Source organism: Janthinobacterium rivuli (genome assembly GCF_009208735.1).
Taxonomy (GTDB): domain Bacteria; phylum Pseudomonadota; class Gammaproteobacteria; order Burkholderiales; family Burkholderiaceae_D; genus Janthinobacterium.
This window is the reverse complement of sequence record NZ_WFLJ01000031.1, coordinates 1-23,512: the sequence shown is the minus strand read 5'-3', so window position 1 is coordinate 23,512 and position 23,512 is coordinate 1. Positions and strand designations below refer to the sequence as shown.

Below are 23,512 nucleotides of genomic sequence, written 5' to 3'. Positions count from 1 at the left end.
AACCTTTTTTCATCAGCGGCGGGCGCGCCAGAAGGCGGCGAAGCGGCGCAGCACCCTTGCTGGACGGGAATTATGGCGCCCTGGCGTGCCCTTGCGCAAGCGTTGCCACCAGGCGCGGCGGGCGCGGCCCAGCGCGGCCGACAGGCGGCTGACGCGGCGCCATGGGCGCGTGGCGCGCAGGCGGGCGATCCAGCGGTCCTTGGTTTCCATGAACAAGCCATGCCAGCGCGCAAACCACGGCAAACTGAGCAGGGTGGGGCGCGTCAGCGAATACAGGCGCGCGACGGCGGCCGCGCCGCCCAGCTTGGCGATGATGATCACGCCGATGCCGGAAAATGCATGGCCGCGCGCGATCGCCAGCAGGGCCAGCAGCTTGACGGGAAACAGCAGCACGGCCGGCAGCATGAAGATGGCCAGCGCCCAGTACGGCGGCAGGCGCTTGATCCACGCTTCGAGCGCATGCAGGGGCGGAAATTGCGCCACCACCTGCATGATGCGCGCCCCGGTCGCCCACAGCCATTCCTCGATCAGCAGGAAGATGGCGGCCAGGTAGACCAGCGGCGCGAACAGCCAGCGCCTGACTCTGTAGAATTTTTTCATCCGTCTCCGTGTGCGGCGCAGGTTTGCCGCGATTGCCACGATGATACGTCAAAAAAGCCCGTTTGCCCCCGCCTCCCGTGTGCCTGCGGCGCCGTGGCGGGGCTACAATAGGCGGATGAATAAAGCCTTTGTAAAAGAATCCGACAACGACGACGATGAAGAGGCCGCCGCGCTGGCGCTGGCCATTCCCGCCGGCGCCAAGAACTACATCACGCCGGCCGGTTACCAGCGCATCAAGGAGGAGCTGCTGCAGCTGATCGACGTCGACCGTCCGGAAGTGGTGCGCATCGTGCATTGGGCGGCGTCGAATGGCGACCGTTCGGAAAATGGCGACTATATCTACGGCAAGCGGCGCCTGCGCGAAATCGACCGCCGCATCCGCTTCCTCACCAAGCGCATGGATCTGGCCGCCATCGTCGACCCCAGCGTGCACCATGGCAACGACCAGGTGTTTTTCGGCGCCACGGTAACCTACCGCACGGGCGACGGCGAAACGCACACCATCACCATCGTCGGCATCGATGAATTCGACCCCTTGAACGGCAAGATCAGCTGGGTCTCGCCCATGGCCCGCACCATCACCAAGGCGCGCGAAGGCGACGTCATCACCCTCAACACGCCGCTGGGCGAGCAGGAACTGGAATTGCTGGAAGTGACGTATCCGGCGCCGGGGGAGGGGTAGGCTTGCGTTGACGCAGGGTTAGTCCAGGCAAGCCTGTCACGCTGGGACTTTTCTTTACGGGAGAGCGGCCTTGGCCCGCGTCCAACGCCTTTTTCTGCCGGGTATGCCCTTGCATGTGGTTCAGCGTGGGGCGGACAGGCAAGTCTGCTTCTTTGAACCCGCCGATTTTCTCTGGTATCTGCAACAATTACAACGACACTCGCGTACGCAAGGCTGCGCGCTGCATGCCTATGTGCTGATGACGAATCATGTGCATTTGTTGCTGTCCGCAGATAGTGTTTTATCCGTCTCGCGCATGATGAAGGCTGTAGGGCAGGAGTACGCACATTATATTAACTGGCGTCGCCATCGCAGCGGACCGCTGTGGGATGGACGCTATAAGTCCTGTGTGGTACAGGACGTGAACTATCTGTTGGTATGCCAGCGTTACATTGAGCTTAATCCCGTGCGTGCCGGCATGGTGCGCTATCCGGGACATTATCGGTGGTCCAGCTATCGTTGCAATGCGGAAGGGCGGGATGATGTCTTGGTACATCCACACCCACTTTATTTAAGCATGGGTAACAACCAAGGTGAGCGGCAGCAGGCCTATGCTGCTTTATTTAATGTTGATGAGGAAGCGGCGCTCCAGGCATTGCGTGTCGCCAGCCGTGGCAATGCGGCGGTTGGCAGTGCCGAATTCGTGAGGGAACTGCAAACCCGTAAAGCGTAAAGGCCGGGGTCGGTCGCGCCGCGATCGGAATACGTCCCACTGGGACGTATTCCCCCTCAGGGTCCGACCCCAGTCTTCGTTTTGGGGTTAGTTGCGCTCGCGCAATATCCGATTGACCCCGGCGACGCGGCGCACATTGCGCAGCAGGGCGGCCAGGTGGACGCGGTCTTTCACCTGCACGGTGAAGCGCAGCTGGTCGAGGACGTTGTCCTTGTCTTCGTCCATGCCCACGTAGATGATGTTGGCGTCGGACTCGCCGATTTCGGCGGCGACTCTCGCCAGGATGCCCCGTTCGCTGTTGATCAGTACCTTGATGCGGCAGTCGAAGCGGCGGTTCAGTTCGGTTCCCCAGCGCACGGCGATCCAGCGGTCCGGTTCCTTGGCGCGCTGGCGCTTGGCTTGCGAGCAGTCGCTCGTGTGCACCAGCAGCCCCTGGTCGCGGCGCAGCTGGCCGATGATCTGGTCGCCGGGAATCGGCAGGCAGCATGGCGCCAGCTGTACCGAGACGCCTTCGCTGCCGCAGATGGTGACGGGGTCGAGCTCGCTGCCGCTATTGTGCTCCACCGGCATGCTGGCCGCTTCGCCGCCGATCAGGCCAAAGATGTGGCGCGCCACCAGGGTGGCCATGCGCTTGCCGATGCCGATGTCCGCGTACAGCTCGTCCATGGAATTGGCGCTCGACTCGTTCAGCAGGCGTTCCACCAGGGGCGCCGGCAGGTCGGCGTCGATGTTCAGGGTATGCAGCGCCTGCGACAGCAGTTGCTGGCCCAGGGCGATCGATTCAGGCAGGTTGATCGTGCGCAAATGGTGGCGGATGGCCGAACGGGCCTTGCCGGTGCGTACGAACGACAGCCACGTCGGGCTGGGGCGCGACGAGGAATCGGTGATGATTTCCACGATGTCGCCGTTGTGCAGCTCGGTGCGCAGCGGCGAGGTTTCGTTGTTGATCTTGACGGCCACGGTCTGGTCGCCGATGCCCGTGTGGATCGAGTAGGCGAAGTCGATGGCCGTGGCGCCGCGCGGCAGGGCGATGATCTTCGACTTCGGCGTGAACACGTAGACGGAGTCGGGGAACAGGTCGACCTTGACGTGTTCGAGGAACTCGGCCGAGTCGCCCGTCTGCTGCTGGATGTCGAGCAAGGATTGCAGCCACGCATGCGTGCGCTGCTGCAGGTCGGACGGGTTCGATTCGCCGCTCTTGTACAGCCAGTGCGCCGCCACGCCCGATTCGGCCGTGCGGTGCATTTCCTGCGTGCGGATCTGGAATTCGACGGGCGTGCCGTACGGGCCGATGACGGTCGTGTGCAGTGACTGGTAGCCGTTCAGCTTGCGGATCGCGATGTAATCCTTGAACTTGCCCGGCATGGGCTTGTACAGGCTGTGCAGGGTGCCCAGGGTCACGTAACAGTCGGCAAAGCTGCCCACCACCACGCGGAAACCGTACACGTCCAGCACTTGCGAGAACGACAAATGCTTGCTGCGCATCTTTTTATAGATGTCGTACAGGGTCTTTTCGCGGCCCGTGACGTCGGCCTCGAGTTCGGCCATGGACAAGGTGCTTTTCACCGCTTCCATGATCTTGTTGACCACTTCGCGCCGGTTGCCGCGCGCCGCCTTGACGGCTTTCGCCAGGGTGCGGTAGCGCATCGGGTACAGGTGCGAGAACGACAGATCCTGCAGCTCGTGGTAGATGTTGTTCAGGCCGAGGCGGTGCGCGATCGGCACGTACACTTCCATGGTCTCGCTGGCGATGCGGCGTTTTTTCGCCGCCGTCATGAAGTCCAGGGTGCGCATATTGTGCAGGCGGTCGGCCAGCTTGATCAGGATCACGCGCACGTCGGACGCCATGGCCAGCAGCATCTTGCGGAAGTTTTCCGCCTGCGCTTCGATCTGGCTCTGGAATTCGATCTTTTCCAGCTTCGACAGGCCGTCGACCAGGTGCGCCACGGGCGCGCCGAAGCGCTCGATCAACTCCTCCTTCTTGACGTCCTGGTCTTCCATGACGTCGTGCAGCAGGGCGGCCATGATGGCTTGCGCGTCGAGCTTCCAGTCGGCGCAGATTTCCGCGACGGCGATCGGGTGCGAGATGTAGGGCTCGCCCGAGCGGCGCATCTGGCCCAGGTGCATTTCGTCGGAGAAGCGGTAGGCTTCCTTGACTTTCTTCAGGTCGGCGGGAGACAGGTATTCGGCCAGCTTCTCGGCCAGGTGGCTGACGGAGGCCACGCCGAGGGCGGGCGCTGGCGGTGCTGCGGGGATGTTGCTGCCGGACGTGCCGACGCCGGACGCGGAAGCGCCCTGCGATTTTGCCGCCTGGCGCGAGGCCAGGGGCGGCAGTGCTGCGGAAGTCGTGTCGGCTGGGGTCAGACTCATAAAACGTCGCGTTGCTTCACAGTGTGAATAAAGGATACGGTAGAACCAGGGGTCAGCACTGTTCCGGCACGCGGGTTCCCACTTACATCGGGACCTTTTTCAGCATTTCGATGCCGACTTTACCGGCAGCGATTTCACGCAGTGCGACAACGGTAGGCTTGTCCTTGGCTTCCACCTTAGGGGTGTGGCCTTGCAACAACTGGCGTGCGCGATAAGTCGCAGCCAGGGTCAGCTGGAAACGGTTAGGGATCTGCTTCAGGCAATCTTCGATTGTGATACGGGCCATAGTAACTCCTAAATTTTATGCGTGGTGCGTGGCGCTGTGTGAACTGGCGTGCAGACGAATTACTCTGCGTGCAGGCCCAGCTGGGCGAATAGCGATGCGTTGCGGGCCGCTTGTTGCGCAAACCGGCAACGGGCCGCTCTCACGATCGCGCTCAGTTCGGACAAAGCGACCGTAAACTCTTCATTGATAATAACATACTCGAACTCGGGAGCGTGTGCGATTTCGCCGCCGGCCGCCAGCAGGCGGCGCGTGATCACGTGCGGCTCGTCCTGGCCGCGCTTGTTCAAGCGTTCTTCCAGCGCGTCGATCGACGGCGGCAGGATGAAAATGCCGGCCGCGCGGGGGAATTGCTTGCGCACCTGGCGCGCGCCTTGCCAGTCGATTTCCAGCAGGATATCGGTGCCGGCCAGCATTTGCTGTTCCACCATGATGCGCGAGGTGCCGTAGTAATTGCCATGCACTTCCGCCCATTCCAGGAACTCGCCCTGGTCGGCGCGCGCGATAAAGTCTTCCGCCGTCGTGAAGTAGTACTCGCGGCCATGCTGCTCGCCCGGACGCGGGGCGCGCGTGGTGGTCGAGATCGACAATTTAATGCCGGGCTCTTGCGCCAGCAATGCATTGACCAGTGTCGATTTGCCGGCGCCAGAGGGCGCGGCGACCACGAACAGGCTGCCGGAGAAGGCGGTAGGGTGGCTCATGCGGTGTTTTCCATATTCTGTAGGGGTGGCGTTTTTGCCCAGGCAAATATCGCCCAAAGACGTATTTTACCAAGAGGCAAGGCGTCGAGCCAACCCCTGTCCGTGGCGTGACAAAAAGCAAACTGGCCCGTCAGGTTTCAGCGGGGCAGCCGTCCCAGCGCGATTTCGCCCGCGGTGAGGACGATGGCGCGCCCGTTCACGTCGGTGCAGTCGCGGTTGTTGATGCGTACGACCGTGCTGTCGACCGACACTTCCGCGCCCAGGCTGCTGCGCGAGCAGATCCGGTAGGACGCCGCGTCGGCGCCCGTGTAGATGGCGGCGCCCCGTTCCTTGAGGACGAAGCAGCCGGACGCGCAACTGTCGATCGCATACGGCGACGGCTGCTGCGGCGCCGTTTGCGCCTGCGCGCCGGCCGCCAGCAGGGCCAGCACGGCGGCGCCGAGCATCCATGGACGTGGCGCGGCCATCGCTTATTCCAGGTTTTGCACTTGTTCGCGCATCTGCTCGATCAGCAGCTTCAAGTCCATCGACGCGTCGGCCAGTTCCTTGACGGACGCCTTGGCGCCCAGCGTGTTGGCTTCGCGGTTCAGTTCCTGCATCATGAAGTCGAGGCGCTTGCCCACTTGCCCGCCCTTGGTGAGGATGTGGCGCGTTTCGCCCAGGTGGGCCGACAGGCGCGCCAGTTCTTCCGAGACGTCGATGCGGATGCCGTACAGGATGACTTCCTGGCGGATGCGCTCCATGGCGTCCTGGCGCGACAGGGCCGAATTCGAGCCCTGGCTGGCCAGGCCCAGCGCATCCTGCATGCGCTCGATGGCTTTTTGCTGGAAGGCCGCCACCACTTGCGGAATCAAGGGCGTGATGCGCTTGACGATGGCTTCCATCGCTTCGATGCGCGACACCAGCACCGCTTCGAGCGCCGCGCCTTCGCGCTTGCGGCTGTCGACGAAGGCGGCCACGGTGCGGCGGGTCAGCGCGCCCACGTCCGCCTGCAAGGACTCTTGCCCCACTTGCGCCTCTTCGATGACGCCAGGCCAGCGCAGCAGTTCAGCCACCGTCATGACGGGGGCGGAGACAAAATGCTGGCCCACTTCGTTTTGCAGGCGCGCCAGCTCGGTCAGCAGGGGCAGGTTCAGCGCCTGCGTGCCAGCAGTAGCGGCCTTGCGGCCAAAGCTCAGGCGTACCTCGACTTTGCCGCGCGTGATGGCGGACATGACGGCGGCGCGCAAGTCGGGCTCCAGCGCCCGCAGATCGTCGTTGATCCGGAATTGCAGGTCGAGAAAGCGCGAGTTGACGCTCTTGATTTCAATTGTCAGTGTGCCTGCAGCACCTTCGCTGGTGGCAACCGCGTAGCCTGTCATGCTTGAAATGCTCAAAGGATTCCCCGATTTGGTCTTGTATACAGTCACTTATACACTTAATCAGCCAGCGCAGGCAATACCGCCCGCGCCGCAAAAACAGAACCGCTCGGTCTGATGGCCTGAAAATTGCTGAATAGTGTGCGTTTTACGGCATTGTAAAGAAAATTGTGTTTGGCGGGGCAGGATTGTAGGGATCATGTGTGCGCCGCCCGCCGTTGCGTCCTGCGCTGTTGCATGGCTGCAAATGGACGGGCGCGCGGTGGTAAAATCGCTGCCGCAACCCCAATCACACAGGACACCCCATGACATTTGAATCCCGCCCGAGCGGCCGCGCCGTCGACGCGCTGCGCGCCATCCGCATCACCCGCCAGTACACCAAGCATGCCGAAGGCTCGGTGCTGATCGAGTGCGGCGACACCAAGGTCATCTGCACCGCCAGCATCGAAGACAAGGTGCCGGGTTTCCTGAAAGGCAAGGGCCAGGGCTGGTTGACGGCCGAGTACGGCATGCTGCCGCGCTCGACGCACACGCGCATGGACCGCGAAGCGGCGCGCGGCAAGCAATCGGGCCGCACGCAGGAAATCCAGCGCCTGATCGGCCGCTCGCTGCGCGCAGCCTTCGATCTGCAGGCGTTCGGCGAACGCACGCTGCACCTCGATTGCGACGTCATCCAGGCCGACGGCGGCACGCGCACGGCCTCGATCACGGGCGCCATGGTGGCCGCGTATGACGCGTTTTCCCAGTTGCAGGCACGCGGCGCGATCGCCGCCATTCCCGTGAAAAGCTTTGTCGCCGCCATCTCGGTGGGCGTCTACCAGGGCATGCCGGTGCTGGACCTGGACTACGTGGAAGACTCGGGCTGCGACACGGACATGAACGTCGTGATGACGGAAGCGGGTCACTTCATCGAAGTGCAGGGCACGGCCGAAGGCGCCGCGTTTGACCGCGCCGGCATGAACCGTTTGCTGGACCTGGCGCAGGGCGGCATCGCCGACCTGATCGCCATGCAGAAGCAGGCATTAGGGATCTGATCTTTACACAGATTTACATCCGCTGGCCCGCCGCGCGGGGCAAAAAGCCCACACCTGCCGCATCTTGCGGCAGCGGCGGGGCGAGGTGAGGGGGGCGCAAAAGGTTTACAATGTCGGCACTTCAACCGGACTACTGACATGACCCAACGCCTCATCCTCGCCTCGAACAACGCCGGCAAGCTCAAGGAATTCAACGAGCTGCTCTCGACCATCGGTTTTTCCGTCCATGCGCAGGGCGAGTACGCCGTGCCGGAAAGCGACGAACCGTTCCACACCTTCGTTGAAAACGCCCTGCAAAAGGCGCGCCACGCGTCGCGCCTGACGGGCTTGCCGGCGCTGGCCGACGATTCCGGCGTGTGCGTCAATGCGCTCGGCGGCGCGCCGGGCGTGTATTCGGCCCGCTATGCGGGCGAGCCGAAATCGGATGCCGCCAACAGCGCCAAGCTGATCGCCGACCTCGAGGCGCATGCCGACAAGTCCGCCTATTACTACTGCGTGCTGGTGTACGTGCGCCATGCGGACGACCCGCAGCCGGTGATCGCCGACGGCCGCTGGAATGGCGAAATGATCGCCACACCGCGCGGCAACGGCGGCTTCGGCTACGATCCGCACTTCTTCATTCCCGCGCTGGGCAAGTGCGCGGCCGAACTGACGTCCGATGAAAAGAACGCGCTGTCGCACCGTGGCCAGGCCCTGCGCGCGCTGGTGGAAAAGCTGCGATGATCCCGATCAAACTGGTGGGCGCCGTTGCCAGATCGGCCGCCAAGCCCGGCGCCAGGGCGGGAGCCGCTCCCGCGCCGCAGGAAGGCATTTCCGGCGCGGCCGGCGCGGCCCTGAAGTACCTGCAGCCGGGCGCGCTGAACCTGACGGCCCTGCCGCCGCTGTCGCTGTACATCCATTTCCCGTGGTGCGTGAAGAAGTGCCCGTATTGCGACTTCAATTCGCACGAGGTGCGCGGCGACTTGCCGGAAGCCGAATACCTGGCGGCCCTGCGCCTGGACCTGGAAATGGCGCTGCCGCTGATCTGGGGCCGCAAGATCCACACCATCTTCATCGGCGGCGGCACGCCCAGCCTGATGTCGGCGGCGGGGCTGGACCGGCTGATGTCGGACGTGCGCACCCTGCTGCCGCTGGAGCCCGATTGCGAAATCACCATGGAAGCCAATCCGGGCACCTTTGAAACGGAAAAATTCAAGTCCTACCGGGCCAGCGGCATCAACCGCCTGTCGATCGGCATCCAGAGTTTCAATGGCCGCCATCTGCAGGCGCTGGGGCGCATCCATGACGACAACGAGGCGCGCCGCGCGGTGGACATCGCGCACGCGCATTTCGACAACTTCAATCTCGACCTGATGTACGCGCTGCCCACGCAAACGCTGGCCGAGGCGCGGCAGGACCTGGAAACGGCGCTGTCGTTCGCGCCGCCGCACCTGTCGCTGTATCACCTGACTCTGGAGCCGAACACCCTGTTCGCCAAGTATCCGCCCGTGCTGCCGGACGACGACGAGAGCGCCGACATCGCCGACATGGTGGCCGCGCGCGCGGCGCAGGCGGGCTATGGCCGCTATGAAGTGTCGGCCTACGCACAGCCGGGCCGCCAGGCGCGCCACAACCGCAACTACTGGGAATTCGGCGACTACCTGGGCATCGGCGCGGGCGCGCACTCGAAGATCTCGTTCCCGCACCGCGTGCTGCGCCAGGCCCGCTACAAGCAGCCGCGCGCCTACATGGACGCGGTATTGGCCGGCAATCCCGTGCAGGAAGAGCGCGAACTGGCGCGCGAGGAAATGGGTTTTGAATTCATGCTCAATACCCTGCGCCTGACGCAGGGCTTTTCGCCGAACCTGTTCGCCGAGCGCACGGGCGTGCCCCTCAACGCCATCGAGCAGCCGCTGAATGCGGCCGAAGCGAAAGGCTTGCTGTATCGCGACCACCAGGTCATCCGCCCGACGGAACGGGGATTGTGCTTCCTGAATGACTTGCAGCAAATGTTTTTGGAAGACTAATGCGTGGTGACGGCGCGCAGGCGCTGCAGCTTGGCCGCATACAGGCCATGGTCGCTGCGCGTGGTGCTGTTGCTCATCGCCAGTTCCAGTTGTTTGCGCGCCTGCTCCAGCTGGCCCAGGCGCGCATAGGCTTGCGCCAGCCAGAAGTGGAATTCGTGGTAGTACGGGTCGCGCGCGATTTCACGTGAAAACAGCTGTGTCGCCTGCACGTAATCGTTTCGCTGCATGGCCGCCTTGCCCAGGTTGAAGTAGTGGAAGGGCGGCTGCGGCTGCAGCGCCAGCAGGCGCCGGCGCAGCGGCAGCGCCTGATCCGGCAGGCCGGACGCTTCAAGCGCCTGCGCCAGGTTCGACAGCAGCACCGTGTTGTCCGGCGCGCGCAGCAGCGCATGGTCGAGCGTGCGTCGCGCTTGCGCCAGGTCGCCATGGCGGAACTGGATCACGCCCAGGGTGTTGTAGGCGCCGCTGAACGAGGGATCCTGCAGCAGCGCCGCCCTGGCCCACCAATACGCCTGGTCAAGCCGGCCCTCGCTCATGGTTTCGGCGGCGCGGTTGTTCATGTACATGGCCAGCACGGTCGCTTCGCTGATTTCGCGCGTGCGGTAGCCCGCCACGTCGCCGGACGGCAGGAAGTCGATCACCATCAAGCCCTTGGCGTCGTAGTTATTCGGATTGTCGCCCAGGCGCTGGCCCAGCACCAGGTTGACGTGGCCGGCGACAAAATACGTCTCGCCGCTGCGGCTCCAGCTTTCCTCGCCCAGCACTTCCTGGTAGCGCACCTGCAAGCCCAATTCATGCGCCAGCGCCGCCGTCATGATCACCAGCGACAGGCAGTTGCCCTGGCGCGCGGCGAACGTTTCGCGCGCATTGCGGGTCATGGCCGCATCGTACTCGAGTTTCAGCCGGCTCTTGTCGTACAGGGCGTCATACAGGGCCGCGCGGTCATTCTTGTTGTGCGCCTCGCGCCGCACTTCCGTGCGCAGATACTGCCGCATGGTCTCGTCGACGGCAAAGACCTGGCTGGCGTCGATGGCGGCGGCCGGCGCAAAATCGCTGTCGTTGAAGATGGGGGGCAGGCTGGCGGGCGCCGTGCTGGCGCAGGCTGCCAGCGTGGCGCAGAGCAGGGCGGCAAGCAGGCGCATGAGGTGCCGGGCGCAAGAAAGATAGGGGCGCATGATCTCTCCCTGAGAGGCGCTGGCTTTATTGGCTGCATGGTGGCGCGCCCGTCCCACCGGAAACCAGTATCGGCGCGCCGGAGGCCGCTGTCAAATACTTTGGCTCTGTCCTCATAAAATAGGGGAAATGCCGGAATCTTCCCATGGCGGTGCTGTCTGACTCTGCATACCCAGCACACAGGGAGCAGATCATGCAGCCAGCCGAATGGATCCGTTTTATCGCCCAGTTTGCTCGCCTGAACCGGCGCCAGCGGCAGACAGGCATGGCCCTGCTGCGTGGCAACACGCCACTCGACGCGACCGTCGCGCTGCTGGAGGACGTGGCGCAGTCGCGCTTGGCCTGTCCCGCCTGCCGCTCGTCCCATCTGCATCGGCATGGCCATGCGCACGGCTTGCAGCGCTACCGCTGCGTGCCCTGCGGGCGCACCTTCAATGCCTTGACGGGGACGCCGCTGGCCCGCCTGCGCCATAAATCGCAGTGGCTCGATTATGCCGATTGCCTGCTTGCATCGGATTCCGTGCGCAAGGCGGCGCGACAACTGGGCGTGCACCGCAACACCACGTTTCGCTGGCGCCACCGATTTTTATCGTTGGCAAAAACGGACCGGCCGCATGGCCTGCATGGCATCGCCGAGGCCGACGAGCTATACGTGCTGGAATCGGAAAAGGGATCGAGGCAGATGACGCGTCCGGCCCGCCGCCGGGGTGGCCATGCGCAACGGCGCGGCATATCCAACGAGCAAGTCTGCATCCTGGTGGCGCGCGACCGCACGGGCCAGACCCTCGATTTCGTCATGGGCAGAGGCGCGCTGACCAAGGCGCAGCTGCACCGCTGTTTGTTGCCCGTCATCGACAAGGATATCCTGCTGGTCACGGATGGCCATGCCGCCTACCGGGCGTTTGCCATGGAAGCGGGCCTCAGTCATCAGGCCGTCAACCTGCGCGCCGACATCCGCGTGCGCGGTGCCGCCCACGTGCAGAACGTCAATGCATATCATAGCCGCCTGCGCGAATGGTTAAGGCCGTTTCACGGCGTGGCCACGCGCTATCTGCCGAATTATCTGGGCTGGCGCTGGATACTCGACGCCAGACGCATCCGCTCACCCGAAACGTTATTGAAAGCAACGCTGGGAGCGTTCCCACATCTGACGGCGACATAGCCAATAAATACTTTCCGGCCCGCAGGGGGCGTATCGACGGCAGCGAGCGCGGCGCTTGAAACGGGGTTTAAAACTCTTCCCAGTCCTGGTCGCCGGCGATGTGCGATGGCGTTTTGTGCGCTGCGGTATGGCCGGCACCGGCAGCCCTGGGCATTGCCGGCTTGCTGGCCTTGGCCTTGGCCGTGGCCTGTGGCTGGCGTGGCGCGAGTTTTTGCGTGGTGGCAATGGCGACCTTGGTCTGCCGCGCGGCGCGCACGGGCGCCGCCGCAGCCACGTATTCGAGCTGGAAGCCGGCCGCCACCTGCGCCAGGCGCGCCGCCTGGTCCTGCATGCTTTCGGCCGCCGCCGCCGCTTCTTCCACCAGGGCCGCATTCTGCTGCGTCACCTGGTCCATCTGCGCGATGGCCTGATTGACCTGGTCGATGCCCATGCTTTGCTCGGCGCTGGCGGCGGTGATCTCGGCCATGATGTCGGTGACCCTGCGCACGCTGTCGACCACTTCGCCCATGGTGCTGCCGGCCTGCTGCACCAGCCGCGTGCCGTTGTTGACCTGTTCCACCGAGTCGCCGATCAGGGTCTTGATTTCGCGCGCCGCCGCGGCCGAGCGCTGCGCCAGGCTGCGCACTTCCGTGGCGACGACGGCAAAGCCGCGCCCCTGTTCGCCGGCGCGCGCCGCTTCGACCGCCGCGTTCAAGGCCAGGATGTTCGTCTGGAAGGCGATGCCGTCGATGACGCCGATGATGTCGACGATTTTCGTCGATGCCGTGTCGATGGCGCCCATGGTGTCGACCACCTGGCTGACGATGCTGCCGCCCCGTTCTGCCACGCCGGAGGCGGCCACCGCCATCTGGTTGGCCTGGCGCGCATTGTCGGCATTCTGCTTGACGGTGCTGGTCAGTTCTTCCATCGACGACGCCGTCTCTTCCAGCGAACTGGCCTGCTGTTCCGTGCGCGCCGACAAATCCTGGTTGCCGGCCGCGATTTCACCCGACGCCGTGGCAATCGCGTTGGTGCCCGTCTGCACCTCCGACACCACCTTGCGCAGTGCCTCGTTCATGCCCTGCAGCGCGCGCATCAGGTCGCCAATTTCATCGCTGGCAGGCGGGCCGAAATGCGTGCGCAAGTCGCCGTCGGCCACCGTCTCGGCCACCTTCACGGCGGCCTTCAACGGTTGCGTGATCGAACGCGTGATCAGCCAGGCGCACACGCTGCCCAGCGCCACCACCAGCGCGCACAAGGTCAGCAGCAGGGTGAAGCTGCGTTCATTGGCCGCCTCGATCGCTTGCGCCGTGGCGTCGATGGCCTGGCGCTGCTGCGACAGCAGGGCCTTGACGTTATTCTGGTATTTGGCGGCGGCCGGCGCGAAGCTGTCGCGATAGGTGCTTTCCGCCTGCGCCGCGTTGCCGGCCTTGCGCGCATTCATCACCAGGGTCTTGGCATCCTGGTACTTGACGCGCTCGGCAATGGACGACTTGAAGATGGCTTTTTCTTCATCGCTGTCGAGCAGCGTCTCGATCTTTTTCAGCAGTTCGCTACCCTGTTTCGTGCTGTCGGCGATGGTGTCGGCGAACACGTTCGACAGGGTTTCATCGGTGCTCCTGGCGATCATCGAGGTGCGCGCAATGGCCGAGTAAATCAGTACGTACCAGTCCGATACGAGGCGTTCCTTGGCCAGCGGTTTTTCCATCATTTGCCGCGTCGCTTCGGCATTCACGCGGGCGCTGTACAGCGCATACGAGGTGGAGATCACGGACAGCAGCAGCACCAGCGCGAAGCCTGCAGCCAGGCGCGTGCCGATACGAAGGTGGGAGAGGGCGTGCATGGTCGGAACTCCTGTCGCAGAGGGGATTAAGGTTGCCTGTGCGACATAGTATGCACTGATAAGTGACCAACAGGCGAGGGGAAAACGCGCCTGTTTTTGCCCCTGTTGCAGCCGCGCCCGTGCTACAGATCGCCCGCCTGGCGCAAGTCCGGCTGCTCGGCCCAGCGGGCGAAGGCGGCCGCCATGCGCTCGCTTTCCGCGATGGCGCGGCGCCAGTCGCGCATGCGCGCCGCGTGGTCTTGCCCGTAATGGGGGAAGTCGCGCCGGTCCGGCAGTTTTCCATTGGGCAGGCTGGCCACGAAGGCGGGCGAGGGCGACACAAGGATCATGTTGTCGAGCGCGCTATCGCCGCTGCGTGCGCGGCGCCAGGGCATGGCCTTGTCCAGCCAGCCCGGCACGATGTGGTCGGCAAAATGCGGGTACAGCACCAGGTCCGGTTCGCGCTGGTAGGGCAGGTGCAGATGGTAGTCGACCAGGCCGCCGTCCCAGTAGCGCCCGGGCGGCGCGCCGGCGATGTCCGTGACGGCGTCGAGCACCAGCGGGATGGAGCCGGAGGCCAGCAGCGCGTCGCGCAGGTTGTCCTGCGCCAGCGGCACGAAATGCGCATGAAAGGCGTCGAAGCGCGAGCGCAGCCAGCTGGCGCCATCCGGTCCGGTATGGAACACCGCGCGTTCCAGCGAGGCGGCCAGCCGTGCGCGCGCCACAGCGTTGCCGGCGGCCGCCAGCAGGAAGCCGCGCCGGTCGCGCCATTTGCCCGGCCGCGCCAGCGCGCCGATGCCGCGCACGGCCAGCACCGACAGGCTGTGCTGGCCGTGCCGCAGCAGCTGGGCATCCTGGCCATCGAGCACGGCGTCGAGCAGGGCGCGGCAGGTGCGGCTGACGTGCGCGGCGGCGGGCTTGTCCGGGTAGCGCTGGCCCACGTACTCGCGCACCAGGCGGCGCTGCGCGGCCACCGGGTCGGGGAACACGGCGGCGGCCATGCGCCAGGCGCCGATCGAGGCGCCGACAAAGTGGCGCGGGCGCGGCGCCTGTGCCAGGAAGTCGCCGAACAGCCAGCAATCGAGCTGGTGCAGGATCAAGCCTTTCGGCCCGCCTGCGGCGGCAGGGACGATGGCGATGTCATGCGCGCGCAAGCCGTTGTCGGCGATGCGGGCGCGGGCGCGGCGGCCCAGGCGGATGGTGATCGGTGATTGCATGGAGAGTCGTGAGCGGCCTGTAGCCAGGTATTTTACCGCCGGCGCCGCGCCGCGACACAGACGTGCTCGCAATAGTCACATTGTTAGTATTAATAAATTTCTTTAAGGCAACCATTCTCTTGAGAAATGTTGCATAATATTGGACGTTGAATTTTTGGCATGTGCCAAGGATTGCTTATGTCTTGCCTTTTTTTGGGAATTGTATGCAACTGAATCACGCTTTTGTTCTGACTCTGATCGCCGGCTCTCTCGTTGCCTGCGGCGGTGGCGGCTCGTCCTCCCCGGCCGACCCGGTCGTTGCGGTGAACCCGCCCGTGACGCCCGTTACGCCGCCGGTGGTGCCCGTCACGCCGACTGCCACCGGCGACAACACGGGCTCCATCAGCGCCCGTTTCGTCAATGGCGACAACAGCCGTTTCGTCTTTACCTCGATCGGCTTGCAGAGCAATGGCAAGGCCAGCACGCTGGTGCAGGATACCTCCGGCGCCTTGAGCACTATCGGCAGCATCGTCCTGACGGGCAATCCGTCCGTGACGCGTGACATCAGCGGCGATGCCGCCTTCGCGCAGGGCCGCTGGTTCAAGGGCGCGTTCAGCAATAGTTCCGGCGCCACGACCTTGACCGGTAACAATGCCAGCGCGCATTACGTCGCCTATAACGTGCTCGCCGCACTGCCAGCGAGCGGCACGTTTACCTGCGATGCGGGCACATTCACGGCGCCAAGCTATACGGGCGGCAGCAGCGTTTCGTCGAGCGCCAACTTCGGCACGGCCAGCGGCAATGCCAGCCTGTCCTTCGATGGCTCCGGCGCCAAGGTCGTACTGACCATCGACGCCAGCGCCGGCGGCAGCACGGGCAAAGTATCGGCTTCCACCACCATCGCATCGGCGGGGTCCAGCAGCATCACCGGCAACTATCTGTCGAGCGGCACGGGCGCGCAGCTGATGCTGGGCGACGGCGGCACCGGCCGCTATCTGCTGCTGGCAGCCTACAAGGCGCAGTTGGCCAATGGCGCCAATTACCAGGGCGTAGCGACCTTCCGTTGCTCCTGATCGTCCCGGCATGAAAAAAAGCGGCGCCGTGCACTGCACGGACGCCGCTTTTTTACGCCTGTTGAAATGAACCGATCAGCGCAGTGCCGCGATCATCTGTTTCAGCTTGCCGGAATCGACGCAGAAGGCGCGGATGCCTTCGGCCAGTTTTTCCGTCGCCATCGCATCTTCATTCATCATGAAGCGGAAGGCTTCTTCGTTCAGCGACATTTGCACGATGTTGGTCGATGGCGCCGCTTCGGCGCTCAGCTTGCGCTCCACCGGCGCATCGCTGTCGGCCAGCTTTTGCAGCAGGTCGGGGCTGATGGTGAGCAGGTCGCAGCCGGCCAGTTCGAGGATTTGCGAGGTGTTGCGGAAGCTCGCGCCCATCACTTCGGTCTTGTAGCCGAACTTGCGATAGTAATTGTAGATGCGGCGTACCGATTGCACGCCCGGGTCTTCCGCGCCCACGTAGTCGATGCCCGTCGATTTCTTGTACCAGTCGTAGATGCGGCCGACGAACGGCGAAATGAGCTGCGCGCCCGCTTCGGCGCAGGCGATGGCCTGGGCCAGCGAGAACAGCAGGGTCATGTTGCAGCGGATGCCTTCCTTTTCCAGGATGGCGGCGGCGCGGATGCCTTCCCAGGTGGAGGCGATCTTGATCAGCACCCGCTCGCGTGGAATGCCGGCGTTCGAATACAGGGCGATCAGGTCGCGGCCCTTGGCGACCGTGCCTTCCGTGTCGAACGACAGGCGCGCATCGACTTCGGTGGAGACGCGGCCGGGGATGGTTTGCAGGATTTCCACGCCAAAGGCGATCAGCAGGCGGTCGATGATCTCGGCGGTGGAGGCATTCGGATGGTCGCGTACGGCCTTTTCCAGCAGCGGCTTGTATTCATCCTTTTGCACGGCCTTCAGGATCAGCGACGGATTCGTCGTCGCATCGCGCGGCGTGTAAGCCTGGATCGATTGGAAGTCGCCGGTGTCGGCCACCACGGTAGTAAATTGCTTCAGTTGTTCGAGTTGGTTCATGGCTGCACGGGAAAGAGTGAAGGGACTTGCCGGGGTATTGTACCGAATCCCTTGCCCGCAGCAGCGACAATTGTCTCTCCCGCGCACTACTTGCTCAATTGAATCTTGCTTTTTTGAGAACTCGCGCATAATTGTCAGGACTTGTTTATTTTGCACAGTGTTTTGATAGGCAATGTGCGATGCCACACTCCAGATGAAGAGCATCCTTTGACACAAGATATCGTTAGCGCGGTAGCCGCCTTCGATGGCGCGACGCGCCTGTATGCATTGTCCATCGGCGACAAGGGCCAGGACTTGAGCAGCGTGCTCAGCTACGATTACAAGGCGAAGAAGGCTGTCGCCGCCAGCGTGCCGACGAACATGGTTCTCGGCGGCAAGAACGCGCCCATGCTGGAAAGCTACGACACGCCGGGCCAGTACTGGTATGCGAATGGCGCCCAGGCGCAACGCTACGCGCAGTTGCAGATGCAGGCCCACGAAGCGCGCGCCCAGCTGTGGCAGGCACGCTCGACCGTGCGCACCCTGCGCGCCGGCACGCGCTTTACCCTGACGCAGGGACCGTTGCAGGCAGCCGACGGTGCCGCGCCCGAGTATGTCGTGTTGCGCGTGGCCAGCATCGGCGTCAACAACCTGCCGGCGCCGGCGCGGGAGGGATTGGCGGAACTGTTCGGCCCGATACCGGAATTGCTGGAAGAAACCGTGGCGGAGTGGGGCGCGGGGTTTCCCGATTTCGCCGCCGCGATCGTCCAGGCGCAAGCCAGCGGCTACGCCAACTGCCTCGAAATGATCACCGCCGCCACGCCGTGGCGTCCGGTGCACGATGACAACGAGGCGCGCCAGCATGCCACGCCGACCGCGCCGGGCAGCCAGAGCGCCATCGTCGTCGGCGCCGACGGCAACGACGTGGCCAGCGGCACCGATGAAATTTATTGCGACAAGCTGGGACGGGTGCGCATCCGCTTCCACTGGCAGCGGGAGATGGGCGCGACCTGCTGGGTGCGCGTGGCCGGCGGCGGCATGGGCAGCCAGTTCCTGCCGCGCATCGGCCAGGAAGTGCTGGTGCAATTCCTGGAAAACGATATCGACCAGCCCGTCATCATTGGCGCGCTGTACAACGGCCAGGGCGAGGGCGGCACGCTACCCATCCCGGGCGGCATGGCCGGCTACAACCAGTTGCTGTTTGACGACACCGACAGCCAGGGCCGGGTGCAACTGAAAAGCAGCCATGCTTATCCATTGCCGGCGCTGCCTGCCAGCGTGTGCAAGGCTTGTCTGCTGGCTGCATTGCGTAGCGGTAGTCCGTTTATCGCGCCCACGGCGGCCTAGAAAAGGAATCCTGATGTACTTTGCCATCGATGTTCACGCCCCAGAAGTTCCAGCGCTGATCGCGCAGCAACTGCAGGCCTTGCGCGCGGAGGCGGCAGTGGCGAACGGCAGCCAGCCCCTGTATCTGCTGGCGCTGCTCGACGGCGCCTGCGACGAGGAGTTTTTCACCAAGCGCTACTCAAGCCGGCTGCGGCGCCAATCGCTGTATGCGCACACCTCGCTGCAAAATTTCAAGGGTGCCGCGCCGCATCTGCTGGCGTCGCCATCGGCAAGCAACGAGCAAGTTGCGTGGCTGCAGCGCCTGTTTTCGCTGTGCGCGGGCAAGCCCATGCTCAGCATCATCGCCAGCACGCTCGATATCGGCCAGCTGGAGCAGCATCTGCGCCCCTATTTGATTGCCATTACGCCAGATACCGTCGAATGGCCCGTGCGCTGGGCCGATAGCCGCACATTGCCGGCCTTGCTGGCGGCCTTGACGCAAACCCAATATGCGCATTTGCTGAGCCCCATCTACCGCTGGTGGTCGCTGCAGCGCGATGGTTCGCTGGTCAGTTGGCAGGGCGAGGCGCAGCCCAGTCCCGTCCCGGCGGAGTTTGACAAATTTCCGCTCAGTGACGCCGCCTTTGCCGCCTTGGTGGATATCGCCGAAGCCGACGCCATCCTGGCCAATCTGCATGATGTGCAGCCGGACCTGTTTCATTCCGGCACCCCGGCCGAGTGCCACGCGCGCGTGGCGCGTCATTTGCTTGTGGCAAACGCCAGCGGCATCGAGGCGGCGGGCCAGCGTCAGCATTTCAGCGCCCTGGCCTTGATGCTGGCCGACGATTTTACCTCGCACCCGGCGATGGCCAGCCTGTTGCGGCGCACGCGCCAAGGTGCGAATTACCTGTCTGAGCTCGACACGCTGCCCGACGATTTCTGGCAGGCGCGCTCGGCTGCCTAGCCTTGTTCCTTCAACTGCCTATTTTTATAAAAGGAAAATCATGAAATGGATTATGTATCTTGGCACGGCCTTGCTGCTGAGCGGTTGCGCCCTCAAGGCCAGGCAGGTTGAGCAAGCCGGCCCAAGTCCTACCGCGACAGCGCAGGTGGGTATTGTCAACCATACGGGGAAATATATTTATTCCGCATCGGTGGATGGGGCCGGAGGCGCCAACATGGCCAGGTGGGGGGCGGGGGGGGCAGAAATCTGTTGCGCCTCTATCCCGAGAGTGTGGTATCCGGGAATGAAAGTCCTGGTGCGTTGGAATATGCCTGAAGGGCATACCGACGTTATCAAAGAAAAAATGGTGGAAGTGGAAAAATACGATGAAACAGGAAGTATTTATATCCATTTTTTTCCAAACGATGAAATTCGGGTTGTGGTTTCAGTTTATCCCGGATATAGCACTGCTCATCCGATACGTCACTATGGAAAACCGGGAAATATCAATCCTTAGAGGTTTATTGCGATCAATGAAACTCCACTCTTGCACCTTTTCTTGGTTTTTTTAAACCATCTACGACGCGTGGGAGTTCTATCTTTTCTATTGCCATATGTGGCAGTAAAATGAAAAATGGCGTGGCATTTTCTATAAGGTGAAAATCATGAAATGGATTATGTATCTTGGCACTGTCTTGCTGCTGAGCGGCTGCGCCCTCAAGGCCAGGCAGGTTGAGCAAGCCGGTCCAAGTCCTACCGCGACGGCGCAGGTGGGTATTGTCAATCATACGGGGAAGTATATTTATTCCGCATCGGTAGATGGGGCCGGAGGGGGGAATATGGCCAGATGGGGTGCGGGGCTTGCCAATATTTGCTGCACATCCATTCCGAGAGTGTGGTATCCGGGAATGAAAGTCCTGGTGCGGTGGAATATGCCTGAAGGGCATACCGATGTTGTCAAAGAAAAAATGGTGGAAGTGGAAAAATATGATAGACCAGGAGATATTTATATGCATTTTTTTGAGAATGACGAGGTGAGAGTGGTTGTGTCAAATGCTGGAGGGCCCAGCAAAATTCATCCTATTCTTCATTCCGGAAAACCTGCCAATCTTCCTTGATAGGATGATCGATAAAATTTCCATTTCTGGACCGCTTCCGAGCACTTTTTCTTGAAGCATCCACGTGTGGACAGTCCCTTATTTTTTATTGCCGTATATGGCATTAAAGTAGAAAAAACACATAGCTTTTTTTGCAAGGTGAAAATCATGAAATGGATTATGTATCTTGGCACTGTCTTGCTGCTGAGCGGTTGCGCCCTCAAGGCCAGGCAGCTTGAGCAAGTCGGCCCAAGTCCTACCGCGACGGCGCAGGTGGGCATCGTGAACCATACGGGCGAATTTATTTACTCCGCGTCGGTGGATGGGGCTGGAGGAGGGAATATGGCCAGATGGGGGGCGGGGCTTGCCAATATTTGCTGCACATCCATTCCTCGAGTGTGGTATCCGGGAATGATGGTCATGGTGCGGTGGGATATGCCGGATGGACTAAAACATATTATTAAAGAAAAAATGGTAGAAGTGGAAAAATATGATAGACCCGGAGATATCTATATGCATTTTTTTGAGAATGACGAGGTGAGAGTGGTTGTGTCAAATGCTGGAGGGCCTAGCAAAATTCATCCCATTCTTCATTCCGGAAAACCTGCCAATCTTCCTTGATAGGATGATCGATAAAATTTCCATTTCTGGACCGCTTCCGAGCACTTTTTCTTGAAGCATCCACGTGTGGACAGTCCCTTATTTTCTATTGCCGTATATGACAGTAAAGTAGAAAAAACACATGGCATTTTTTGCAAGGTGAAAATCATGAAATGGATTGTGTATCTTGGCACTGTCTTGCTGCTGAGCGGTTGCGCCCTCAAGGCCAGGCAGGTTGAGCAAGTCGGCCCAAGTCCTACCGCGACGGCGCAGGTGGGCATCGTGAACCATACGGACGAATTTATTTACTCCGCGTCGGTGGATGGGGCCGGAGGAGGGAATATGGCCAGATGGGGGGCGGGGCTTGCCAATATTTGCTGCACATCCATTCCTCGAGTGTGGTATCCGGGAATGATGGTCATGGTGCGGTGGGATATGCCGGATGGACTAAAACATATTATTAAAGAAAAAATGATAGAAGTGGAAAAATACGATGAACCAGGGGATATCTATATGCATTTCTTCCCCGATGACGAGGTGAGAGTTGTCGTGTCAAATGCCGGAGGGCGTGCAAAAACTCATCCTATTCTTCACTCCGGAAAACCTGCCAATATTCCTTGATATCATGATCAGTGAAACCCCCCATTCCGCGCCGTTTCCAGTCGATTTCTTTCTAAAACCGTCGACGAAAGAACAATCCGAAATTGCCAAGGAGGCATGTGCTAATAAAGATGGCGCACCGTGCAGTATTCCAGTGAGGGTTGGACTTTTCTTTGATGGCACCAATAATAACCTGGAGCGCGATAGGAATGGGATTAGGACAGGCGTGCTTGATCTGAGAACGAAGAAGCCTACCCCTATAAATAATGTTGTGATAGACGCCAATGAAGCCAGTCATAGTAATGTGGCGCGTTTATTTTCGGCATACCCTGGTGATAAAACAAAAAATGGATATTTCTCATATTATATTCCTGGTGTTGGGACGCCATTTAAGGAAATAAGCGAATTGACTGAATCGGACGAGGGGAAGGCTTTTGCTAAAGGGGGACAGCCGCGCATTATCTGGGGATTGTTGCAGGTTTTAAATGCAATTCATCGAGTAATATATGGGGGTGACACGCCATTATATGAAACAGATAAGGCTGGCGAACTTGCCCGTACTTATGATAATGCCGTCGGCCACAAAAAGGTGCCGCATCCCTTAACCGGCAGGGAGCGTTTCATGACTCACTCGGACTGGTTCGCTGAGCATGTCGAAAAGTTAAAAGCCGCGATCGCGGCACAGCCGAAACCGCATATTCCATCGCTGACCCTGTCCGTATTCGGTTTTTCGCGGGGCGCCGCGGAGGCGGTGGCGTTTTGCCAGCTGTTTGCCGATTTGCTCACGCCACGCGAAGGTGAGGTGCAGAACTTTGCCGGCATCCCCGTCAGCATCGATTTTCTTGGCGTCTTCGACACGGTGGCAACCGTGGGCAGTTCGGCGTCTGTCGCGAAAACCACGATCGCGCCCGGCGCGATGTTCGATGGCCATTGGGCCTGGGCCAATGAATTGCTCAAGCCATTGCCGCCCTGTGTCCAGGCCGGCCTGCATTGCATTGCCACGCATGAGCAGCGCATGAATTTTCCCGTCACGCGCCTGACAGGGAAAATCGAGGAAGTGTATTTTCCTGGCGTGCACTCCGACGTCGGAGGCGGCTATGGTCCGGGCGAGCAGGGAAAGGGGCGTGGCGGACAAGCGGCCTTGCTGTCGCAAATCCCGCTGGCGCATATGTTCAAGGAAGCGCGTCTAAAGGGCGTGCCCTTGATACCGTTCAGCGAACTGGAACTTCGCGATCAGGATGATTTCCAGGTCAGTCAAGAGCTTGCCAAGGCATGGGAAGCATATACCGCCGAGCTTAACAAGCAAGGCGCCTTGCTGAGCAAGCATATGGAGCTGTATTACCGCTGGCGCGCCGTGCGCGTCAAGACACTGGAAGCCACGACCAGCTTCAAGGCGGCCAACGCGCAGGAGCGGGAGGATCTGGGGTCCTACAACCGCTTGCTGGCAGGCGATCTGGAAGCGCTGCGCGCACGCAAAGCCTTCCGTCATGGCGATGAGGGGCAACCATTCAGCGCCCGGGATATTGCGCGCATCAACCACTGGCAATACTATCGCGCGCAAAATCATATACCGCTGGATGAGTGGGAGGCTTGGGCGCTCGACATATTCGATCACCCCAAACCGCTGCCACCCGAAGTGATGCGTTTTTTTGACGACTATGTACACGATTCCCTGGCCGGTTTTTATATGGCGGGCGAAGTGACGGAATACGACAAGCGGGCCAGGATCGCCTCGTTCGCCAATAAACCGCCTGAAGATGGTTTTTATAAACGCGCGTATGAGCTCAGCCGGAAGACGGAAGCCGCGC

At 61.8% G+C, this 23,512-nt stretch carries 23 protein-coding genes and 1 pseudogene; 14 read left to right on the top strand and 10 right to left on the bottom strand.

Going from position 1 to position 23,512, the window contains the following annotated elements; all coding sequences use genetic code 11:
* Positions 1-12: 12 nt before the first annotated feature.
* The gene (locus GCN78_RS28130) at positions 13-600 is read right to left on the bottom strand and encodes a hypothetical protein (RefSeq protein ID WP_152254644.1); all 588 of its coding nucleotides are present in this window, start codon (positions 598-600) and stop codon (positions 13-15) included.
* 115 nt (positions 601-715) lie between these two features.
* On the opposite strand from GCN78_RS28130, the gene greB reads away from it, so the two are divergent.
* Complete coding sequence (greB, locus tag GCN78_RS28125) at positions 716-1,282, top strand: transcription elongation factor GreB (protein ID WP_152254643.1); 567 nt, start codon at positions 716-718, stop codon at positions 1,280-1,282.
* A 70-nt stretch (positions 1,283-1,352) separates the two neighbouring features.
* Complete coding sequence (locus GCN78_RS28120; protein WP_152254642.1) at positions 1,353-1,994, top strand: transposase; 642 nt, start codon at positions 1,353-1,355, stop codon at positions 1,992-1,994.
* Positions 1,995-2,081: 87 nt separating this feature from the next.
* Here GCN78_RS28120 and GCN78_RS28115 read toward each other — a convergent pair whose 3' ends face one another.
* From GCN78_RS28115 to GCN78_RS28095, 5 genes are all read right to left on the bottom strand, one after another.
* Entirely contained in the window at positions 2,082-4,364 is a 2,283-nt protein-coding gene (locus tag GCN78_RS28115; RefSeq protein WP_152254641.1) for a RelA/SpoT family protein, read from the bottom strand.
* 82 nt (positions 4,365-4,446) lie between these two features.
* Entirely contained in the window at positions 4,447-4,650 is a 204-nt protein-coding gene (gene rpoZ / locus GCN78_RS28110) for a DNA-directed RNA polymerase subunit omega (RefSeq protein WP_010400723.1), read from the bottom strand.
* A gap of 59 nt (positions 4,651-4,709) precedes the next feature.
* The gene (gmk, locus tag GCN78_RS28105) at positions 4,710-5,348 is read right to left on the bottom strand and encodes a guanylate kinase (protein ID WP_010400722.1); all 639 of its coding nucleotides are present in this window, start codon (positions 5,346-5,348) and stop codon (positions 4,710-4,712) included.
* A gap of 137 nt (positions 5,349-5,485) precedes the next feature.
* Positions 5,486-5,815: a hypothetical protein gene (locus GCN78_RS28100; protein WP_152254640.1), complete on the bottom strand. Its 330-nt coding sequence runs from the start codon at positions 5,813-5,815 to the stop codon at positions 5,486-5,488.
* A gap of 3 nt (positions 5,816-5,818) precedes the next feature.
* Entirely contained in the window at positions 5,819-6,709 is an 891-nt protein-coding gene (locus tag GCN78_RS28095) for a YicC/YloC family endoribonuclease (protein WP_092795637.1), read from the bottom strand.
* Between the two features lie 302 nt (positions 6,710-7,011).
* Between GCN78_RS28095 and rph the strand changes: the two genes are divergently transcribed.
* The 3 genes from rph to hemW all read left to right on the top strand — a co-directional run bounded on the left by rph (position 7,012) and on the right by hemW (position 9,746).
* The gene (gene rph, locus GCN78_RS28090) at positions 7,012-7,740 is read left to right on the top strand and encodes a ribonuclease PH (RefSeq protein ID WP_070259333.1); all 729 of its coding nucleotides are present in this window, start codon (positions 7,012-7,014) and stop codon (positions 7,738-7,740) included.
* A gap of 138 nt (positions 7,741-7,878) precedes the next feature.
* Positions 7,879-8,463: an RdgB/HAM1 family non-canonical purine NTP pyrophosphatase gene (gene rdgB / locus GCN78_RS28085; RefSeq protein WP_034787064.1), complete on the top strand. Its 585-nt coding sequence runs from the start codon at positions 7,879-7,881 to the stop codon at positions 8,461-8,463.
* Positions 8,460-9,746 carry a radical SAM family heme chaperone HemW gene (gene hemW / locus GCN78_RS28080; protein ID WP_152254639.1) on the top strand — a complete coding sequence of 429 codons (1,287 nt, stop codon included), beginning with the start codon at positions 8,460-8,462 and terminating at the stop codon, positions 9,744-9,746. Before rdgB ends, hemW begins: the two co-directional genes overlap by 4 nt.
* Here hemW and GCN78_RS28075 read toward each other — a convergent pair.
* Positions 9,743-10,918 carry a tetratricopeptide repeat protein gene (locus GCN78_RS28075; protein WP_152254638.1) on the bottom strand — a complete coding sequence of 392 codons (1,176 nt, stop codon included), beginning with the start codon at positions 10,916-10,918 and terminating at the stop codon, positions 9,743-9,745. The genes hemW and GCN78_RS28075 overlap by 4 nt on opposite strands.
* A gap of 191 nt (positions 10,919-11,109) precedes the next feature.
* On the opposite strand from GCN78_RS28075, the gene GCN78_RS28070 reads away from it, so the two are divergent.
* Complete coding sequence (locus GCN78_RS28070) at positions 11,110-12,078, top strand: IS1595 family transposase (RefSeq protein ID WP_152254637.1); 969 nt, start codon at positions 11,110-11,112, stop codon at positions 12,076-12,078.
* A gap of 67 nt (positions 12,079-12,145) precedes the next feature.
* Here the strand turns inward: GCN78_RS28070 and GCN78_RS28065 are convergent, their stop codons facing one another.
* Positions 12,146-13,900, bottom strand: coding sequence for a methyl-accepting chemotaxis protein (locus GCN78_RS28065; RefSeq protein WP_152254636.1), 1,755 nt, complete (start codon positions 13,898-13,900; stop codon positions 12,146-12,148).
* Positions 13,901-14,022: 122 nt separating this feature from the next.
* Entirely contained in the window at positions 14,023-15,096 is a 1,074-nt protein-coding gene (locus GCN78_RS28060; protein ID WP_152254635.1) for a patatin-like phospholipase family protein, read from the bottom strand.
* A gap of 203 nt (positions 15,097-15,299) precedes the next feature.
* On the opposite strand from GCN78_RS28060, the gene GCN78_RS28055 reads away from it, so the two are divergent.
* Positions 15,300-16,148 carry a hypothetical protein gene (locus tag GCN78_RS28055; RefSeq protein WP_152254634.1) on the top strand — a complete coding sequence of 283 codons (849 nt, stop codon included), beginning with the start codon at positions 15,300-15,302 and terminating at the stop codon, positions 16,146-16,148.
* Between the two features lie 75 nt (positions 16,149-16,223).
* Here GCN78_RS28055 and tal read toward each other — a convergent pair whose 3' ends face one another.
* Positions 16,224-17,159: a transaldolase gene (tal, locus tag GCN78_RS28050; protein ID WP_152254633.1), complete on the bottom strand. Its 936-nt coding sequence runs from the start codon at positions 17,157-17,159 to the stop codon at positions 16,224-16,226.
* A gap of 294 nt (positions 17,160-17,453) precedes the next feature.
* Between tal and GCN78_RS28045 the strand changes: the two are divergent.
* The 7 genes and pseudogenes from GCN78_RS28045 to GCN78_RS28015 form a co-directional block, all read left to right on the top strand.
* A pseudogene (locus tag GCN78_RS28045) lies at positions 17,454-18,389 on the top strand (type VI secretion system Vgr family protein); the annotation flags it as partial.
* A 109-nt stretch (positions 18,390-18,498) separates the two neighbouring features.
* Entirely contained in the window at positions 18,499-19,428 is a 930-nt protein-coding gene (locus GCN78_RS28040) for a DUF4123 domain-containing protein (protein WP_152254631.1), read from the top strand.
* Between the two features lie 40 nt (positions 19,429-19,468).
* Positions 19,469-19,924, top strand: coding sequence for a DUF3304 domain-containing protein (locus tag GCN78_RS28035; RefSeq protein WP_152254630.1), 456 nt, complete (start codon positions 19,469-19,471; stop codon positions 19,922-19,924).
* 148 nt (positions 19,925-20,072) lie between these two features.
* On the top strand, positions 20,073-20,525 hold the full coding sequence (locus GCN78_RS28030) for a DUF3304 domain-containing protein (RefSeq protein WP_152254629.1): 453 nt from the start codon (positions 20,073-20,075) through the stop codon (positions 20,523-20,525).
* 51 nt (positions 20,526-20,576) lie between these two features.
* A complete protein-coding gene (locus tag GCN78_RS28025) occupies positions 20,577-21,125 on the top strand; it encodes a DUF3304 domain-containing protein (RefSeq protein WP_152254628.1) in 549 nt (182 codons plus the stop codon).
* A 51-nt stretch (positions 21,126-21,176) separates the two neighbouring features.
* Complete coding sequence (locus tag GCN78_RS28020; protein WP_152254627.1) at positions 21,177-21,725, top strand: DUF3304 domain-containing protein; 549 nt, start codon at positions 21,177-21,179, stop codon at positions 21,723-21,725.
* Positions 21,673-23,512, top strand: a 1,840-nt coding sequence (locus tag GCN78_RS28015) for a phospholipase effector Tle1 domain-containing protein (RefSeq protein WP_226939860.1), incomplete at its 3' end; no start/stop codon positions are given. The genes GCN78_RS28020 and GCN78_RS28015, both read left to right, overlap by 53 nt.